This window comes from Cohnella phaseoli, assembly GCF_003386235.1.
Lineage (GTDB): Bacteria > Bacillota > Bacilli > Paenibacillales > Paenibacillaceae > Cohnella > Cohnella phaseoli.
The window spans coordinates 12147-29374 of the sequence record NZ_QRDZ01000039.1; the positions used below are offsets into that span (position 1 = coordinate 12147).

19 protein-coding genes are annotated in these 17228 nt (G+C 56.3%); 1 reads left to right on the forward strand and 18 read right to left on the reverse strand.

Annotation, left to right across the window (positions count from 1 at the left end):
• Window positions 1-550: 550 nt before the first annotated feature.
• The 7 genes from DFP98_RS33025 to gatC all read right to left on the reverse strand — a co-directional run bounded on the left by DFP98_RS33025 (window position 551) and on the right by gatC (window position 7720).
• The gene (locus tag DFP98_RS33025; protein WP_116064895.1) at window positions 551-2290 is read right to left on the reverse strand and encodes a glycosyl hydrolase family 18 protein; all 1740 of its coding nucleotides are present in this window, start codon (window positions 2288-2290) and stop codon (window positions 551-553) included.
• A gap of 165 nt (window positions 2291-2455) precedes the next feature.
• Window positions 2456-2887 carry a Fur family transcriptional regulator gene (locus tag DFP98_RS33030; RefSeq protein WP_116064896.1) on the reverse strand — a complete coding sequence of 144 codons (432 nt, stop codon included), beginning with the start codon at window positions 2885-2887 and terminating at the stop codon, window positions 2456-2458.
• A 112-nt stretch (window positions 2888-2999) separates the two neighbouring features.
• Window positions 3000-3773, reverse strand: coding sequence for a hypothetical protein (locus tag DFP98_RS33035; RefSeq protein WP_116064897.1), 774 nt, complete (start codon window positions 3771-3773; stop codon window positions 3000-3002).
• A 178-nt stretch (window positions 3774-3951) separates the two neighbouring features.
• Window positions 3952-4422 carry a GNAT family N-acetyltransferase gene (locus DFP98_RS33040; protein ID WP_181918098.1) on the reverse strand — a complete coding sequence of 157 codons (471 nt, stop codon included), beginning with the start codon at window positions 4420-4422 and terminating at the stop codon, window positions 3952-3954.
• A gap of 83 nt (window positions 4423-4505) precedes the next feature.
• Window positions 4506-5939, reverse strand: coding sequence for an Asp-tRNA(Asn)/Glu-tRNA(Gln) amidotransferase subunit GatB (gene gatB, locus DFP98_RS33045; protein ID WP_116064899.1), 1434 nt, complete (start codon window positions 5937-5939; stop codon window positions 4506-4508).
• Between the two features lie 12 nt (window positions 5940-5951).
• The gene (gatA, locus tag DFP98_RS33050) at window positions 5952-7412 is read right to left on the reverse strand and encodes an Asp-tRNA(Asn)/Glu-tRNA(Gln) amidotransferase subunit GatA (protein ID WP_116064900.1); all 1461 of its coding nucleotides are present in this window, start codon (window positions 7410-7412) and stop codon (window positions 5952-5954) included.
• 20 nt (window positions 7413-7432) lie between these two features.
• Complete coding sequence (gene gatC / locus DFP98_RS33055; protein ID WP_116064901.1) at window positions 7433-7720, reverse strand: Asp-tRNA(Asn)/Glu-tRNA(Gln) amidotransferase subunit GatC; 288 nt, start codon at window positions 7718-7720, stop codon at window positions 7433-7435.
• 92 nt (window positions 7721-7812) lie between these two features.
• Here gatC and DFP98_RS33060 point away from each other — a divergent pair, with 92 nt between their 5' ends.
• Entirely contained in the window at window positions 7813-8889 is a 1077-nt protein-coding gene (locus tag DFP98_RS33060; RefSeq protein WP_116064902.1) for an EAL domain-containing protein, read from the forward strand.
• Between the two features lie 173 nt (window positions 8890-9062).
• On the opposite strand, the gene DFP98_RS33065 is transcribed toward DFP98_RS33060, so the two are convergent.
• From DFP98_RS33065 to DFP98_RS33105, 11 genes are all read right to left on the reverse strand, one after another.
• Complete coding sequence (locus DFP98_RS33065) at window positions 9063-9449, reverse strand: ATPase (protein ID WP_116064903.1); 387 nt, start codon at window positions 9447-9449, stop codon at window positions 9063-9065.
• A gap of 118 nt (window positions 9450-9567) precedes the next feature.
• A complete protein-coding gene (locus DFP98_RS33070; protein WP_116064962.1) occupies window positions 9568-10809 on the reverse strand; it encodes a M24 family metallopeptidase in 1242 nt (413 codons plus the stop codon).
• A gap of 123 nt (window positions 10810-10932) precedes the next feature.
• Window positions 10933-11415 (reverse strand): hypothetical protein, encoded by a 483-nt coding sequence (locus DFP98_RS33075; protein ID WP_116064904.1) that lies wholly within the window; start codon window positions 11413-11415, stop codon window positions 10933-10935.
• A gap of 39 nt (window positions 11416-11454) precedes the next feature.
• The gene (locus DFP98_RS33080) at window positions 11455-11883 is read right to left on the reverse strand and encodes a hypothetical protein (protein WP_116064905.1); all 429 of its coding nucleotides are present in this window, start codon (window positions 11881-11883) and stop codon (window positions 11455-11457) included.
• A complete protein-coding gene (locus DFP98_RS39345) occupies window positions 11880-12026 on the reverse strand; it encodes a hypothetical protein (RefSeq protein WP_181918099.1) in 147 nt (48 codons plus the stop codon). Before DFP98_RS39345 ends, DFP98_RS33080 begins: the two co-directional genes overlap by 4 nt.
• Before the next feature lie 49 nt (window positions 12027-12075).
• Window positions 12076-12225 carry a hypothetical protein gene (locus tag DFP98_RS39350; RefSeq protein WP_181918100.1) on the reverse strand — a complete coding sequence of 50 codons (150 nt, stop codon included), beginning with the start codon at window positions 12223-12225 and terminating at the stop codon, window positions 12076-12078.
• Window positions 12226-12239: 14 nt separating this feature from the next.
• Complete coding sequence (locus DFP98_RS33085) at window positions 12240-13133, reverse strand: hypothetical protein (RefSeq protein ID WP_116064906.1); 894 nt, start codon at window positions 13131-13133, stop codon at window positions 12240-12242.
• Window positions 13134-13167: 34 nt separating this feature from the next.
• A complete protein-coding gene (locus DFP98_RS33090) occupies window positions 13168-14142 on the reverse strand; it encodes a hypothetical protein (RefSeq protein WP_246016967.1) in 975 nt (324 codons plus the stop codon).
• Window positions 14139-15563 (reverse strand): ATPase, T2SS/T4P/T4SS family, encoded by a 1425-nt coding sequence (locus DFP98_RS33095; RefSeq protein ID WP_116064907.1) that lies wholly within the window; start codon window positions 15561-15563, stop codon window positions 14139-14141. Before DFP98_RS33095 ends, DFP98_RS33090 begins: the two co-directional genes overlap by 4 nt.
• The gene (locus tag DFP98_RS33100) at window positions 15560-16396 is read right to left on the reverse strand and encodes a CpaE/TadZ family protein (RefSeq protein WP_116064908.1); all 837 of its coding nucleotides are present in this window, start codon (window positions 16394-16396) and stop codon (window positions 15560-15562) included. The genes DFP98_RS33095 and DFP98_RS33100 overlap by 4 nt, the downstream gene beginning before the upstream one ends.
• Window positions 16393-17103, reverse strand: a complete 711-nt coding sequence (locus DFP98_RS33105) for an SAF domain-containing protein (RefSeq protein WP_116064909.1) — start codon at window positions 17101-17103, stop codon at window positions 16393-16395. Before DFP98_RS33105 ends, DFP98_RS33100 begins: the two co-directional genes overlap by 4 nt.
• Window positions 17104-17228: the final 125 nt, after the last annotated feature.

Genomic DNA, 17228 nt, shown 5'->3' on the forward strand with positions numbered 1-17228 from the left:
AAACGTCCGTCGTTTGAGCCTGAACCGAGTAGCTTTGTACGAATTTCCGAACAAACGTTCTCCACTTAAGCCTTATTCGAGCTGTGTTGTACGATTTTCCCACTAACTTCGCTACGTAAACTTTTGAGTGCAAATAGATTCGCCCTAAAAGTTCAATTTTAATTGGAAACAGTGTGGGCCACGATTAGCTTGGAGACTGCCTCATACGGTCCTGAAATCGGCCTCTTACACGGGGTGCCCAATTTAGATTTCAGGAGCGTATGGCAGCTCGTGGCGACACTTATTTGTGTTTGGAAAGGCAATCTACACCTATACTTGCGGTCACCCAGTAATAAAGGCGGCCCACTCCCTTCCACGTGATTGTAGTGTACTGAATATCTCTGCAACTCTGGCATACAAAAAAAACGCCCAAGGCGAACGGATTTCATTCCGTTTTGTGCCTTGAGCGAAGCGAACGGCATAGCCATATACATGCACATTTTACGTTTCATCGATAATCACCTAGGACAACTCGATTGCTTATGGAACAGTCCCCGTTTTTGTTCAACTATCATTTATTTTGCAAAGTTTTATCTAACACATCCCAAATATCCTGAGACTCGAAGCCCCTTCTCCAAGACGCCACTCCGCCTAGATCGTATTTACCGACCAGCTCCGCTCGCGCCTTCATGGACACCGCATCTTCGATCCAAATTCGCTTAAGCGCTTTGTCTTCTTTGAATTCCACATAATTTTGTCCCGTTTCCGCAGAGAAAACCGGCTTAAGCTTCTTCTCCTCGATCAGCTTGTTGACGGCGTTCATGCTCATCGTTTTGGAAGACACTTTAACGCCGCCCTCCCCGTTCGGCTCTTCGGTCCATATCCGGGTATACAGCGGGACGCCCAAAATAAATTTGCTTGCCGGAACCCCGTCCTCCTCCAGAATGCGTCTGACGGAATTCTCCGTCCACGGCAGCGAGGAAACGGAGCCAGAGACCGGGCTGGACGCCCAATGCTCATCGTATGCCATCAGCATCATAAAATCGACGCTCGCTCCCAGCCGCTTCCGGTCCAGAAACGCAGACCACATCTCGCTATTCGACTTGGCGGTCACATCGATGGAGACGACAAGATTTTGCTCATGCATAAGCGGCGTCATCTCGCGAACGAATTGCACCAGATTGTCCTTATCCTTCGTATAGACGTTCTCGAAATCGATATTGACGCCTTGCAGCTTAAATGTTTTGGCATAAGCCAGCATTTGCTGGATCATAACGGATCGAGACTCGTAGCTGGACAATGCGTTGTGCGTCCGATCGGGCTCGAACCCGTTGCTGAACAGCCCCCATACTTGAATCCCTTTGGAATGCGCCCACTTGACATAAGAAGAGTTCGCATTGCTGCGCACATTTCCTTCTCCGTCCACAAGCTCGAACCAGGTTGGGCTGACTACGTTAACTCCCGGCAGCTCTCCGATCTTCGCCGTATCCGGATTAGCCGAGTAGACCGCCTCCCAGGTCAGATTAATTTTCTGCCCTTCGGACTTCCAGGCGACGAACGGCTTGTCATCTTCCTTCTCGGAAGGAATCGTCTCCAGTTCGCCGATCGCTACTCCGCTCTTGGCAGCATAGCCGAAATGACCGGAAGCGGATTGGATTTTATACCAGCCCTCTTCCTCCTCCTCCAATATACGAACGTCCGTCCCGGCAAGCAAATCCTCGACAATCGGATAGGATTTTGCAGGGCCTTCCCTCATCGTAATTCCTTTTGTCTTGCTCAGTGACACTTTGCCATGCCGGACTTCCTCGCCCGGCTCGTACAAGGTGACGATACCGGTAGACTCCGCGAGCTTGATTTGAATCCCGAACAGCTCCGTAAGCGGAGCGATCGGCAAATACAAATCGTCGTCGAACTTCTTGGCGGCGAATCGCAGCGTCATCGGCTTGCGGTTCAGCGTCGCGTCCAGCTCCCCGGTCTTAAAGTGCATTACCTTCGTATCGTTCGTCAGAATAATGCTCTCCGTCTTCTCCTCATACCGCACTCCGTCTCCTAACAGACGCGAGGCGATCGGCATCGGAATCAACATTCCTTCATCGCTGCCGCGTGCGTACTGCTCTGTCCATTCCCCTCGAATCATGATCGGATTAGGCTGGGCGGTATATTGCGGGACAACGTAAGACGTATTGGCCGAATGAGATAATTTCCACCAGATTGTAACACCTGCCGCTATTGCGAAGAGCAGCAGAAGAAGCAGCCACTTGCGCGATCGTCGGCCGTCGCGTCTCCGTCTGGGGGCAAGTTCATGATTCAAAACCGTTTCAACTCCGTTTCTGCTGAGCTGCGTGCATGATTTGTCCTTATTATTAAACGATTGTAATCCCCGTCAGGTTGCTGGATAATACGGGGAATGACCGGCCGCGTGCAAATAAAAACACGCCGAGTGTACGCTCAGCGTGTTCGTTGCTCTTGTGATCGATTAAGAATGCATGCCCTTGCATGTTGGACAGAGCCCATAAAGCTCAAGCCGATGACCGAACACGCTGAAGCCGGTCATGGCGGCAGCGGCCCGCTCTGCGTCCTCCACGGGCGGCAGGTCGATATCGACAATCGTTCCGCAGCTCGTGCAAGTAATGTGGTAATGATCCGACATATCTGCATCAAACCGGCTCGAATCGTCCCCGTAGGTCAGCTCTTTGACTAGTCCTGCATCTACAAACAGCTTCAAGTTATTATAAACGGTTGCCACGCTCAGGCTCGGATATTGCGGCGACAGGGCGCGAAAAATATCGTCCGCCGTCGGGTGCGTATACGATTCCATCAGGTACTGCAGTATGGCGTAGCGTTGGGGGGTCATCCGGATTCCGCCGGATTTGAGCTGGTCCACGGCATGCTCGACCCTGGATTCCATGCTCTCACAGCCTTTCGTATAACTTATGCGCACTGACGCACGTATAACCTATTCTACGGTCCGCGTTCAGTCGTTGTCAATGGAATAAACCCCCGCCTTTTCGCCAGCCCGTTCAGTTCCTGCCAGCCTTGTGCCCGCGATTTTCCCAAAACCAGTACACAATGCCCGCTCCGATCAGAATGACGGCCCCGAAGGCAGAGCCTGCCGAGTTGAACAGCTTATGCGTCCAACTCGATCCCGACGTCAGCAGCATCAACACGCCCACTCCGGCCACAACAAGGATGGCGACGGGCGGCATACCGCGAGCGGCTGGAGGCTGTACCGGCTGCGAATGCGGCTGCGGCTGCATGGCGTCCGGCTGCACGGCGGCTCCCCCGAGAGGCGCCTGCTCCCAGCCGACTTGCTCCGGATACGGTCCGGGAATCGGAGCCGACGACGGCGCTGGCCCCCATCCCGCCCGATGGCCGTAAGAAGCCGCGGCGGAGCCGGAGCGGTCGTTCACGGCATCCGTGCTTTGGATCGCATTGAATAGGGTGTAGAAATAAATAATGGGAATAAGCAGCGAAAAAAATAGAACTTGCAGAGTACCGACACTGCTAACTTGCACAATGGCCGTGATGTCCAATGCAAGCATCAGCATCAGCACAATGCCTTTGCCCATCAATCCTAAATACATGTGCCCTGTCCCGGGAACCATAGCGGAAAGCCAACCCGCCACCCATTTCTTTTTCCGTCTGGCGTTCGGCAGACGCTCCGGATAGGAGCTGGAAGCCCCGTAGCCTGGAGGCCAGTGTTGCTGCTGCGCGGCAGCGGCCGCATTCGCCGAGTCCGGGCTTGGAGGCGGCGGGTAGCCTGCCCCTGGATTCCAATTGTCCGCTTCTTTCATACTGATCCCTCCGACAGTCTCATTTCAGCGAGACGATGAGATCCCTTTCAGATCCCCATACGCCCCTGCTCCGGTTTGTTTGACTCATTCTATCATGCCCCGGTTCGACCCAACAACGGCAATTGGACGGGGCCGAACCTAGGCTTAAGTCGGAGGCCGGGACAATCTCTCAAAGCCCCTAACTCGCTGAAGGCGGCCGTATAAGCTGAACCATCGTAATCTCCGGAACCGGACTAAACGTCATCTTGCGCTCGAATCCGAACTTCTCATAGAGCCGCAGCGCAGGCGAATTGCGGATTTCCGCCGTTACGCCCCAGGTCGACGCAGCCGGTTCCGCGGCTAACGCCTCCGTCAACAGCTTCGCTCCAATGCCTTGGCGCATTGCGTTCGGATGAACCATTACGCGGCAAATCGACAAGCGGTCCGGCCCGTCGCGTTCATACGATACGGCTCCAATCAATTCTCCTTCTTCGTCTCTGTAGCCCAGAAAGCTTTCTCCGCACTCCTGCAGCGTTTGAATCGTATCCTTCAAGGGCGGCAGATCGGCCACGCCGATTAAGTTCGCTTCGACCCTGTAGGCGGGATGCTGCAACGCCCATACTTCCTCGGCCGCTTCCCGCTGCCGAATGTCCAACGGTATGATCTCCATAAGCTTTACCCCCAACATCCTTCTGAAAATGGCACAACGGCAAGCCCGCTCTAACGCGGAGTTGCCGTTGATTTTAACATTAACTAGCCCTTCAAACGATCCATCAGCAGCTTGTTGACGAGGCCCGGATTGGCTTTGCCCTTCGTCTCTTTCATAATCTGCCCGACGAGGAACCCGATCGCCTTGTCCTTGCCGCCACGGAAATCTTCTACGGATTGCGGGTTGGCGGCGATAATCGCGTCGACGATCGCCAGTATCGCGCCCTCGTCGCTGATCTGCACCAAGCCCTGCTCCTCCACGATCTTCTGCGGGGATTTCCCTGTCTCCAGCATGCTCTTGAACACGGTTTTGGCGATTTTCGTGCTGATTGTGCCTTTCTCGATCAGCTGAATCATCTCGCCTAAGCCTTGGCCCGTAATTTGGACGCCGTCCAGCTCCAAATTGTTCGCGTTCAAATAGCCGAGCAAGTCGCCCATAATCCAGTTGGCCGACGCCTTGGCATCGCTCGTATGCTTAAGGCTCTCCTCGAAGAAATCGGAAAGCTTCATCCATGCCGTCAACACGCCGGCGTCGTAGGACGACAGGCCATATTGCTCGATATAACGCGCTTGACGCGCATCCGGAAGCTCCGGAATCGAAGCGCGCACCCGCGCCTTCCACTCGTCGTCGATATGAAGACGCACAAGGTCCGGGTCCGGGAAGTAGCGATAATCATGCGCTTCTTCTTTACCGCGCATGCTGAACGTTTTGCCTTGACTTTCATCCCAGCGCCGCGTCTCCTGCACCACTTCTCCGCCGCCGTCGAGAATGTCCGCCTGACGCAGCTCCTCGTACTCCAGGCCGCGCTGAACGCCGCGGAAGGAGTTCATATTTTTCAGCTCCGCGCGAGTTCCGAACTTCTCCTGTCCATATGGACGGATACTGATGTTGGCATCGCAGCGCAGGCTGCCTTCCTCCATCTTGACGTCGGACACGTCGCAGTACTGCATAATTGCCCGCAGCTTCTCCAGATACGCCTTCGCTTCTTCCGGGGAACGGATATCCGGCTCCGAGACGATCTCAACGAGCGGCGTGCCGACGCGGTTCAAATCGACGAGCGAGCCGAGGCCGCCGTCGATATGCGTCAGCTTGCCCGCATCCTCTTCCAGATGCAGGCGAGTGATGCCGATCCGCTTCGTCTTGCCGTTCACTTCGATGTCGATCCAGCCGTTCTGTCCGACCGGTTGGTCGTACTGGGAAATCTGATACGCCTTCGGCGAATCCGGGTAAAAATAGTTTTTGCGATCGAATTTGCACCATTCCGCGATCTCGCAATTAATCGCCATCGCCGCTTTCATCGCGTATTCCACCGCTTGGCGGTTAAGTACGGGAAGAACGCCGGGATGGCCGAGACATACCGGACAAGTATGCGTATTAGGCGGCGCTCCGAAGGAAGTCGAGCAGCCGCAGAAAATTTTCGATTTCGTGTGCAGCTCGACGTGGACCTCGAGACCGATGACCGTTTCGTATTTAGACATGGTTAGACCCTCCTAAGACAGCGCCGGACGCAAATCGCTGAACCCGGCTTGGCTTTCGTATGCGTGCGCGGCGCGCAATACCGTCGATTCGTCGAACGGCTTGCCGATAATTTGCAGACCGACAGGAAGCCCTTCGGCCAGTCCGCAAGGGACGCTGATCGCCGGCACTCCCGCCAAGCTGACAGGGATCGTACAAATATCGTTCAAGTACATCGTTAGCGGATCGTTCACCTGCTCGCCGAGCTTAAAGGCTGTCGTAGGCGCCGTCGGCCCGATGATCAAGTCGTACTTCTCGAACGCTTGATCGAAATCGCGCTTGATCAATGTGCGCACTTGCTGGGCTTTCTTATAATAAGCGTCATAATAGCCCGAGCTAAGCGCATAGGTACCTAACATGATTCTTCTTTTCACTTCCGGCCCGAAGCCTTCGCTGCGCGAACGGCGATACAGGTCGAGCAGGTTGGCCGGGTTGTCGGCGCGGACGCCGTAACGGACGCCGTCGAAACGAGCCAGATTGGAGGAAGCCTCCGAGGAAGCTAGCAAATAATACGTAGCTATGGCGTATTCCGTGTGCGGAAGCGAGATTTCCTCCCATACGGCGCCAAGCGATTCGAACACCTTGAGCGCTTCCTGTACGCGCTCCTTTACTTGCGGATCGATGCCTGCGCCGAGATATTCCTTCGGCACGCCGATGCGAAGTCCTTTGACGTCGCCCGTCAGCGCGGACAAATAGTCCGGGATGTCGACGTTGGCGGAAGTCGAATCTCTGCCGTCGTGTCCGGCGATCGCTTGCAGCACGTAGGCGGAATCCTCGACGTTCTTCGTGATTGGCCCGATCTGGTCGAGCGAGGAGGCGAATGCCACCAGGCCGAACCGCGAGACGAGACCGTAAGTCGGCTTCAGGCCGACAACGCCGCAGTAAGCGGCCGGCTGACGAATCGAGCCGCCGGTATCGGAGCCGAGTGAGAAATACACTTGGCCCGCCGCGACCGAAGCCGCCGAGCCGCCGCTGGAGCCGCCCGGAACGCGTTCCAGGTTCCACGGATTGCGCACGGCGCGATAAGCGGAGTTCTCATTCGAACCGCCCATCGCGAATTCGTCCATGTTCAGCTTGCCGATCGTCACCGTTTGCGCCGAATTCAGCTTCGTAACGACCGTTGCATCGTAGATCGGATCGTGATTGTCCAGGAATTTGCTGCCGCAGGTGGTGCGAAGTCCCTCCGTCACAATATTGTCCTTGATGCCCGCGGGAACTCCGAACAGCAATCCGCGCTCCCCGCCTTCGGCCAGCAAAGAATCCAACGCTTGAGCTTGCTTGCGCGCGCCCTCTTCGTTTAACGTCAGGAACGCGCCGATCTCGCCGTCCGTCTCGCCGATTCGCTTAAAGGAAGTTTCAACGAGCTCGGAAACGGATAATTGTTTATGTTGAAGACGATTATGTAATTCGGTCAGTCTTAAGTCGAAAACCGACATCTTTTTGCTCCTCCTTGTCTCTATTCCAGAACAGCTGGCACTCTGAATTGGCCGTCTTCTTCTTCCGGCGCGTTGCGCAGCACCTTCTCCACCGGCCAAGAACTCTTGACTTCATCTTCTCTCATCACGTTGGCCAGAGGCAGAACGTGGCTCGTCGGCTCGATGCCGTCCGTATCCAGCTGGTTCAGCTTCTCTGCATATGTAAGAATCGCGTTAAGCTGTCCCGCGAACTGTTCCTTCTCGGCGTCGGACAGATCGAGACGGGCCAGGTTGGCGACATGCTCGACGTCTTTGATTGTAATGCTCATCTTGTCAAAACCCTCCTTATTTCCGCATTTTCGCTCATTCTTTTTATTATATCGGACAAACTAAGGGAACTCAATGAAAAGGGGGATTCACTATGTCTCGCTATCATCGGGCGTTCTCTTCCTTCCCGCTTAGAGATGCCGGGACGGTGGAATTCGCCGCCGAAGCACCGAATATGCGCGAGCGCCTGCAGCAAGCGATCGCTGAGCTGGCAGCCCCGGAAGAGACGATGCCCGAGCGACTGGAACTGCAGTACGCGGAGCATAATCAGCTGCTCCGGCTTATGAGCAAGCTCCAGCGGCATTTCCCCGCTGCCGAGGCGGGATCGGTTCAGTGCAGAATCCGCTTCGCAACGGAACAAGACGATCCCGCTGCGGATGACGAGCCGGCCGATGACGCTTGGGTATCGCTTGCGGAGCTGTTCGGAGAAGTTGGCGGCGTGAGCGTTGCCGACTATATTTTGCACCGCCATTTCACTGTCTATCTTCAACCGATCGTCGGACTGGACGGGTCGGTCGCCGGATATGAATTTCTGACGCGTCCGCTGCCGGAGCAAGCCCCTTTCCAGCCCTCCGGACTGTTCGAGAGCGCGAGAAAAATCGGCCAGCATTCGTTCCTGGACCGGGCGGCGAGGAAGCTCGCCGTCCGAGTCGGAGCCGCGCATCTGTCCCAGGGCGTGAAACGATTCGTTAACTTTCTCCCCTCGTCCCTATACCGGCCCGAGACCTGTTTGAAATGTACATTCGACACCATCCGAGAAACGGGTACGGACCCCGGGGACTGCGTGTTCGAAGTCATGGAATCGGAGCCGCTGGACGATCCAGGGCTGCCCGCCGTATTCGACATCTATCGGCAAGAAGGCGTCCGGCTTGCCCTGGACGATGTGGGAACGGGATTTGCGACGCTGGACGTCGTTGAACGACTGCGGCCCGACTACGTAAAAATGGACCGAAAATGGGTCAGCCACTGCGACGAAGATCCGGACAAACAGCGCTATATCGACCGTCTGCTGGAGCGAACGGCGCGTTTTCACGGCGTTGTGCTGGCGGAAGGGATAGAGCGTCCCGAGGAATGGCTTTACTTGAAACGGGCGGGCGTACCGTTATTCCAAGGCTTCCTGTTCGGCAGAGCTGCTCCGGTACCACTCGCAACTCCGGCGACAGTCGGCTAGGGCGTGTATGTATACTCCGAGGATAGTAGATTTTGCCGAAGCAGGGGGCGAAAAGGCGGTGAAAGATACCTCTGAGCGGGTTTGCATACACGCCCTAATCCGTCAAGCAAAAAAACATCGGACAAATACGGCCCTCAGACCGTTTTGTCCGATGTTTTCGCGTTCGCGCTCGCTTAAATCCAAGCCTTCAGGTTCACCTGGCGAATGAACTCCTCGCGGCTGAGCACTTCTTTGCTCGCATCGTCGTCAGAAGGCTGCTCATCCGTGCGTTCGACATTCATAATTCTATTGAACAGCTCTTCGTTGCGCGTCGACAAAGCAAAATCGATCAGAGCTTCCTTCTCGATCCGGTCGGCCTCAAGCTCCAGCAGCGTTCTCTCCAGTTCGATATCCGAGCCTGGAACGTAAAATTGTCTATTGGCTTTAGGCACGCGAATAATATAATCGAATGCGCTATCGTTATTGCGATCATAGGCGATGATGTAGCCATATTCGCCCACAGGCAAATTCTGCTCAAACCGGTCATCCACGATGACGATTCTTTCTCCCAGTTGCAGCATGCCGATTCCCCTCCCCTACTCTCCCGGAATACTACTATCCTACTAGAAAAGCATAACCTTATGCAAACACTGTCATTCCGGGGAGGAGAAAATCTAAGGCTTTGCCGCGTTCGCCCCTTTAACCGCAATCGTCATTAGCGCCAAAATATTCATACAGTTTTTCCGGAGATACAGTCAACGTCCGGCAGCCTTCCACGGTAATCAGATACGTATTCTCGATGCCGACGACGCCCTGTCCGGGAAAAGTAAACTTAGGCTCCACGGCCAGCGTCATTCCCGGCTCCAACGGCTCGCGGAAACCTCTGGCCAGCACGGGCCATTCGTCGATCTCCAGGCCGATGCCGTGACCGAGAAACTTCACCTGATCTTTGCCATAACCCATGAAGTGGCCGGCCAGCCCTGCGGATTCCGCCATTTCGAGCGCTTGAACGTATAGCTGCTCCGGCGTCGTCCCCGGGCGCAGCAGCCGTTCCGTGGCGCGAACGATCTCTTCCGATACCCGGTAAGCCGCCGCAAGCTCCGGCTTCAGCGCCCCGATGACCGCTGTGCGCGTCTGGTCGATAACGTAGCCGTCGATGCAGCAGCCGAGATCAAGCAATATGGGCTCGTCTCTGCCGATCGGGCGAAGGCTGACGCTTTTCGGCGATGCCGGAGACAGTCCGCGCCCGCCAGCCGGACCGTCGAAATAAGAAGGCTCGGCGGCCGCTTCGCCCGCCGAGACGATGCCCGTCATAATTTCCTGATTGTACCCGCGCATCCGCATTAATCCGCTATGTCCCCGTCTACGGATGCCGCTCTCGATGACCGCCATCAGCTCCAGCTCCGTCATTCCCGGCTTTAGCACCGCCAGCCCCTCTTCCAAAGCGGTCGCGACGGCTTCTGCGGCATTGGAGATGCAATCGATCTCATATGCGGATTTTACGCTGCGGACGGATCTGAGCAAACCCGACGCGTCGACGATGCGAACTCCGGATATAACCTCTCCGAGCTTCAAATAGAGCTGGGCGGGCATCACGTCGAGATCGGAACCGATAAGAGGGCGCTGCCCGCCTGCCTCCCCCGTCCCGGCGAAGCTCTGCGGGTAGTCCGCGCTAAGCTGCTCGCCGAACGCGCGGAACGACAGCAGCTCGGTCGTTCTGATTCGCGATTCCGCCAACGCCCTCGTCACGCTTCTTCTAACGTAATAGGTCGGCTCTCCGACGGCCGGAACGAATACGTATCCTGCCTGCATCGAGCCCGTGAAATAATAAATGCCGACATTTTGCGTTACCAGACAGCCGGCCATCCCGGCCGTCTCCAGCTTCGCCTGCAATCTATGTACGCGTTCGGACCATTCTCCGCTGGGCGGAACCTTGTTCATCGTTGGCTTATCCCCTTCGGTCGGATTCATCATCATCTTGATTTCATTACAGCAAAGATGAGACCTCCCGTCAATCGGAATACGAGGTTCCAGCCGGACAGCCCCCTGCATCAGGCTCCCTTGCTAGAATACTAGCTCCGCGGCTCCCTTCAGGTTCCACTCGACCGGCGCCAGCACGCCGAACAGGCGCGGATACTTCACGTGGGCGATCAGCACGACGCCCGGACGTTTCAACGTGACCTCGTAATCGTATTGCGGATTGCGATACGTATACGGATAACTGACGCCTTCATTGATTATTTCGAATGCTCTGACCTCGACAGGATCGCGAAGAAAGCTTCCCGCCCGGGGCTCAAGGCTCGCATCCAGCGACAGATTGCGGCTTAAATACAGATTAGCCGTCTGCGCTGCGACATCCGGATCGATCGAGACGATGCCCAGCTCCAGCTTCTCCCGATCCAACTGCTGTGCTGCGGCATGCGCCGCGCGGTCGATCGCACGCTTCGCTTCGTGAACGGTTCTCATGGCCGCTTCCTCGTCGATTTGCAAGGCGTGAAGCATCCACCACAAGACGATCATCAGCACGCTGAACAAGAGCTTGGCCATTCTTCTGCCCACTCCTTTCGCAGCCGCTCCGATCGACGATCAATCGGGAACATACTCGCTCATTTTCATCCCTCTGCCGGATATGCGGGCGTGCTCCGAGGGCGGAGAGAGACCGATCAGGCGGTCGATATCGAGCAAATTTTCATATGGATACGCAATGCGCAGTTGGAGTCCGGTTCCTCTTGGCAGCGGGCTGGTCGGATCGCCGCTGTCCGCCCCCGAAGTAGAATAGATTTCGTACTCCAGCACGGACGGAGAGAAGCCGTATCCGGCCAACCGGCTGCGCGACTGCTCTACCATCCAACTGTCGATATAGCCGTACTTGCCGCTCGCCCCGATCTCCAGCATGTAATCGACCTCCTGCTGCAGCAGAGCCTGACGAATAACAAGGACATGCTTATAGATAGGAGAGAACATCAGCCAGCAAAGCAAAGCGGCGAACAGCACGAATACGAGCAGCTGTTTCATGGACTAATCCGGGATAGATGATCCGCGATCCGGCTGCCGGAATTCGTAATTTTCGCGTTGGCGCCGTCTTCTCCCTGAGCAAATGACATATACAGCAGCGCCACAGTAACAATTAACAGCATCGTCATAAGCAGCTGTCTCATCTAAGATCTCCTTTCCGAAGCATCGACGATCGGCCCAGCGACGCCACGGCTAGGGCTGCATATTGCCAAGCGTCGTATTGGCCGTATCGCCATGCGTTTCGATACGAGCCTTCGTTCCCGTATTGTCCTGCGCGATTATCGAATTGAACATTAGTGCGACAACGATCAGCATCATCACAGTGATCAAAATATTTCTCATGCGGCACCTCCCTTCTATGGATTCAGCGCGTCGAACAGCTTGGCCGCTTCCTGCACCCAGGGGTACAGAAACACTTGGAACGTGTATAAAATCGGAACCCCCGCAAGCACGAACAGCAGGTAGGAAGTCGTCTCCTTGCGGCTTTGTCTGGACAGCTCGATCTGCGCCTTGTAGTCTCTTACGATTTCTCTCATCAGAGCATAGATTTCATCGCTTTCATTCAGCCGGAGGGAACGGATGCTCTCGGCGAAGCCGTAGGCTTCATCCGTGCCGAGCCGTTCCTTGAAGCGCTTAAGGGCGGCGTCCGCGTCATGATACCATTCGTTCAACAGCAGCCCCATCTCGTTGCGAATGTGACGGGTCAGAGACAAGCATTTCATCAGCTTGCCGTGAAGGTGCATCCGAGAGCCTGTGTAATACAAAAGCTGGCTAATGACGGCGACGATCTCCCGCCGAATTCGATCCGTCCGGTGACGGCGAAAGGCGTGCAGCGCCGTACGATCGAGCGTTAGCAGAAACGTCGCAATCGCAAGTACGAAGATCGCATTCCATGTCGTCAGCGGAGAGAGCAGCTTGTTCATCTGCAATGCGTATAGCGTCAACCCGAGCGCTGGAAGTGCGGTCAGCAGACAACGGCGCAGCGCCAAATACGATTCCGGCGAATAACGTATGCCGCAGCCTGCGAGCAGCACTCTTCTCTCTTGCAGAGCTACGCTTTCCCGGTCAACCCGCCAGATTTGATACCACCAGCGGGGAGCGCGGCGCTTGCGCCAGCCTTTCAGTTGAATGCGCCAGCGATTCCTCGGGGCGAAAATCACCCTGGCAGCCGCATAGATGCCGCCGAACGCCAGCGAAAATTGCAGCAGCCAGCTTAATCCGAATGTGAGCGACTTCATGAACTCCGACATCGCGCTTCCCCTTTTCTTATAGTGCAAGTGCCCTTCATAGCTTCCTTCGGGATAGGTACAGCCCCATCATGAACGAGCCGAACAGAAGCAGTCCTGCGTTAAGTAGCATCTCCCTTCCTGCGGCGTCTACGATGTAATATTCATAGCTTCCGGACGGATTCAGCTTAAAGTTCACGCCCATGAAAATACCGAGAAACAATACCGGCGTATAGTTCGCCATGCGGATTTCAAGCATCCGATGCCGCTCGACCTGGTTAGCCAATTGGGCTTTGCGCATATCGGCGATCAGCTCTTGCAGGTTATCCGCTACATTGTTGCCCTCCTCCAAGGCGATCTTCAAAATATTGCCGAAATATTCGGCCCACATGTTGCCGAACGATAGCGAGAACCGGCGCAGGCTGCCTTCGTCGTCGCCCTTGACCGACAGGTTGCGGTAAAGCTGGTCGAACACCGCCTGCACCTCGCCCGGCAGCCTTCGCTCCTCTACCGTCTTCTGCAGGGCGATACGGATATGACGGCATCCGGTGACGAGATAGCTTTGATAGAACAGCTCCACTGCTGGCAGAAACTCCAGGCGAGTCGACAGCTGACGGTTCGTCAGCGACATTCTTAACGCCAAATACGGCATGCTGCTTAACATGAGCAACAGCATCAGCGCCGAGCGAACGGACTGGAAAGCTAGAGCTCCGGCGACGATGCCCATGAGGCCCATTCCGAGCGAGCAGACGGCAAAACCCGCCGGCGACATGCGCCAGCCGAGCGCCAGCAGCAGATCGGACAGATGACGATGCGGTCTGCTCAACCGGCGCCAGCGCAATGTCGATATCTCTTCATCGCCGCGAATTCCGTGAGCGACGTGAACGCCGCGAGTTCCGCGAGCGCCGCGTCCTCCGCGCAGCCTTCGTTTGCGCGACTGTCCGCTCCACCAAGCCGACAAGCCGAAATACAGGCTGACGGATAGAAGCAGAAACAGCAAAGCGGCGAGACCAATCATCGCGAGCTTTATCAAGACGCCGCCTCCTTCGGCCAGCCGTCCGCGATTAACCGATAGCCTTCAGGATCGGCCCGTTGAATTTTCCGAAGCCCCTTCGAAGAGAATTCGTCGGGGAAAATCCAACAATCCTCGCCTTCCTCATAGCGAACGAGGTCGCGGACGTGAACCGTCCCGTCCCGCCATTCGAACTCTCCGATTCTGACCAGCCTGCGCACGCCGCCGATCATTCTCATCTCGAATCCGATATGCGTGACATGCTCCGTAATTCTCCGGGTCATCGTCAGCGGGTTCATTCCTCGCCCGTCGAGCATACACATATCGGTTATCGTATCGGGCACATCCTCCAAGCCGCTAGCGTGAACGGACGTGATACTGCCCTCGTGCCCCCGGGTACAGGCGCGAACGTAGATGTTTGCATCCTCGTCGCGAATTTCCGCGTGGCAGATCCGCTGCGGCGACTGCCTAAGCGCCAGCTTAAACGCCTGACGCGGGCCGTGCAGCGGGTCGTCCTCCTCCGCCTCGTACTCCACGACGTTTTTGTCCGGGAAGTCCCGCCCCAGCATCAGTTCGTAGCGTCCTTCTATCGTTACGATCCGTTCTTCATCCGGCATTGCCGCAATTAAAGCTTTAATCAAATGCGTTTTGCCCGTGTTCGTCGCTCCGATCACGACCATATTAAAGCGGCTCCTAACGATAATAAGCAGCAGCTGCTTAACCCGTTCGTCCATCGTGCGATATTCGGGCCGGCACAGCGTATCCAAGCTAAACTTTTTAACCGTGTACAGCCGAATCGTCAGCGTCGGCTGCGCGGTAAAGCCGAAGCCCGTGAGCGTGACGCGCGAGCCGTCGAGCAGCAGCACCTCGGCCCAACGCTTGCGCGGGTTGATCCTGTCGTTGTTGAACAGCACCAGATTTTGTTGAATTCGCTCTACCTCGCTTACCTCTTGAAACCGGAACGCCGAAGCTGTCGCCCGACCGTCCCGCACCTCGAAAATGCGAGTGCCGACGACCTGCACCTCCTCCAAACCTTCGCGGTTGCTGAGCACCAGCTCCAGAACGTTCATTCCAATTACCTCGGCGAACAGCGCTTCCGCCAGCGTAGGATACGGCAAGCTGCCGAACTGGACATGCTGCAGCCGCTTGCGAATAATCCAGTCGGAGATAATCGCCAGCATCTCCGCCCGCTCCTGAGGAAATCCGATAATCGCTCGGTTCAGCTTCTCCGCATATTGTCTTCGCTCCTCCTCGCTCCACCCTCGGGGCGTCGACAGCATCTGCCGCACCTCTTCGGTATACGCTCGCAGCCTCGTCAGGCCTCCTGAGGCTTCTCGCTCTTCGCTCGCGACAGGAGCAGTCGCCGAATTGGAAATTTGCAGCTCGGCGGCGTAGGCGGCGGGAGAGAACCGTTTAACCCTCGTCCGAAGCCCCGCGCTCATGATTTTCTCCTCCTATGCATGATCAGTCTGCGCATCCAGGGACTGCTAGCTTTCTGCATACGGGCCGACCAGTTCAGGCGACCGAGCAGCGGTTCGGCGATTGCGTCGAAAGCCGCAGCGTGCTTCTCCTCCGAGGACAGCCATTCGTCCAGCCTGCCGCTATCCAATTGCAGATGCACGCTCTCTAGCAGCTTCAACTCGGTAAACTGCGCGCATCCGGTTTCTTTGCGAATTTCCTTCATTCCGAATCCCCCTGTCGATCGATAATTGCTCCGCAGCAGTACCAGTTGAAACTGCTCCGGGCTCATTCCAAACTGCGGACCGATTTGTCCGGCCCAACGCTGTATATCCTCTTGAAAATGGCTGAGGCTGCCTGTCGTAACGAGAAACCGCTCGTCCGCCTCGCGCATGGCGCAAATCGTCGCCGCGTTATCCCAATAGGCGCTGACATCCGCGATCGTTAAATCGAACGCCTCGCGCGACGCCGTAAGCAGCTGCCGCATATCGTTCGGCTCGTAATATTCCGCCTGATCGCGAGACAGATTCCCGAACAGGACGTGCAGTCCGCCCGACTTGGGCGTGCGAAAAGCGTACCTTTTCAGCTTCTCCCCCGTCAGCGTCCCGGCTCTCAGCTCCGGTCTCACCCCGTCCAGCGTGACGTCCGGCTTGTCGACGCCCAAGTACAGATGCGTCTTGGCACTCTTCAAGTTCAGACAGAGAAATCCGACATTGCGGCCGGTTAGCGCCGCGATGCGATAGGCAGTGCCGAATGCCGTCAGCGATGTGCCGATATTCGGCGTCGAGCCCGTGAAGGCCGCCAATCTGCCGCTCATGGGCGAGCCTCCTCCCGGATCGACGAAGCCTGAAACGCGATGACCAGCTTGGCCGTCCCGCCCCTGCAGGCGGCGTCGAGCTCAAGCCATTGCGCCTCCGTCAAGTTCAAATTGATCGCATCGATCGTGCCGTTGGCGTCGCGCCGGGAGGCGTACATGCCTTCCCGGTCGCCGTTAGCCATCGATAGCAGATTCGAGTTTTTCGGATTATCGATCTCCAAATTGGCGGCGGTCTTCACCCCGGCGACCGATACGGCCTCGGTAAAAAGTCGACGCGGCTCCGCCTCCTCGCCCGACAAGTACAGGACCGCTTCGTCGCCCGCACGTATGCCGCTGGAGATCGACTTAACGTACTCCCGCGGAATCTGGAACGTCGATTGCCCTGCTCTGGGCAGCAGCCGATACTTGTCGATCTTCCAGCGCAGCAGCGGCTCTCGCCCTCCGAGCGGCATCGACGCCTCCAAGCCGACCGCTTCCGACACGTCGGTCAACATCTCCGGCAACAACGCGGTTCGCGGCATCGCCACCGTCGTCAAATGCGCTTCCTCCAACCTCGTTCCCGTAGCGATGAATTGCTTGGGTACGACGACCTCCGTCATTTCCTGCAGCTCGAGCTGCCTTAGCTGCACTACGTACACGCCGTAGACGAGCACCCCCGACAGCACCGCTGCCGACAAGCTGATTGCGGCTTGTTTTTTCCTGTTCATGCCAACACCCTCTCCTTTGGAAAATAAAAAAAAACGCACGGATAGAGAGTGATCTCCATCGCATGCGTTCTTCGCAGCGTACGTTCATATTCTATTTGATCTTTAACTAGGCTCAATATAACAAA

Bases quoted from the DNA above. Each gene is read 5' to 3' on its own strand.
- DFP98_RS33095 (WP_116064907.1), bottom strand. From the start codon at position 15,563: ATGAGCGCGGGGCTTCGGACGAGGGTTAAACGGTTCTCTCCCGCCGCC.
- DFP98_RS33100 (WP_116064908.1), bottom strand. From the start codon at position 16,396: ATGAGCGGCAGATTGGCGGCCTTCACGGGCTCGACGCCGAATATCGGC.
- gatB (WP_116064899.1), bottom strand. From the start codon at position 5,939: ATGTCTAAATACGAAACGGTCATCGGTCTCGAGGTCCACGTCGAGCTG.
- DFP98_RS33065 (WP_116064903.1), bottom strand. From the start codon at position 9,449: ATGCTGCAACTGGGAGAAAGAATCGTCATCGTGGATGACCGGTTTGAG.
- gatA (WP_116064900.1), bottom strand. From the start codon at position 7,412: ATGTCGGTTTTCGACTTAAGACTGACCGAATTACATAATCGTCTTCAA.
- DFP98_RS33060 (WP_116064902.1), top strand. From the start codon at position 7,813: ATGTCTCGCTATCATCGGGCGTTCTCTTCCTTCCCGCTTAGAGATGCC.
- DFP98_RS33085 (WP_116064906.1), bottom strand. From the start codon at position 13,133: ATGTCGGAGTTCATGAAGTCGCTCACATTCGGATTAAGCTGGCTGCTG.
- DFP98_RS33035 (WP_116064897.1), bottom strand. From the start codon at position 3,773: ATGAAAGAAGCGGACAATTGGAATCCAGGGGCAGGCTACCCGCCGCCT.
- DFP98_RS33075 (WP_116064904.1), bottom strand. From the start codon at position 11,415: ATGGCCAAGCTCTTGTTCAGCGTGCTGATGATCGTCTTGTGGTGGATG.
- DFP98_RS33070 (WP_116064962.1), bottom strand. From the start codon at position 10,809: ATGAACAAGGTTCCGCCCAGCGGAGAATGGTCCGAACGCGTACATAGA.
- DFP98_RS39350 (WP_181918100.1), bottom strand. From the start codon at position 12,225: ATGAGAAATATTTTGATCACTGTGATGATGCTGATCGTTGTCGCACTA.
- DFP98_RS33040 (WP_181918098.1), bottom strand. From the start codon at position 4,422: ATGGAGATCATACCGTTGGACATTCGGCAGCGGGAAGCGGCCGAGGAA.
- DFP98_RS33030 (WP_116064896.1), bottom strand. From the start codon at position 2,887: ATGGAATCCAGGGTCGAGCATGCCGTGGACCAGCTCAAATCCGGCGGA.
- DFP98_RS33105 (WP_116064909.1), bottom strand. From the start codon at position 17,103: ATGAACAGGAAAAAACAAGCCGCAATCAGCTTGTCGGCAGCGGTGCTG.
- gatC (WP_116064901.1), bottom strand. From the start codon at position 7,720: ATGAGCATTACAATCAAAGACGTCGAGCATGTCGCCAACCTGGCCCGT.
- DFP98_RS33080 (WP_116064905.1), bottom strand. From the start codon at position 11,883: ATGAAACAGCTGCTCGTATTCGTGCTGTTCGCCGCTTTGCTTTGCTGG.
- DFP98_RS39345 (WP_181918099.1), bottom strand. From the start codon at position 12,026: ATGAGACAGCTGCTTATGACGATGCTGTTAATTGTTACTGTGGCGCTG.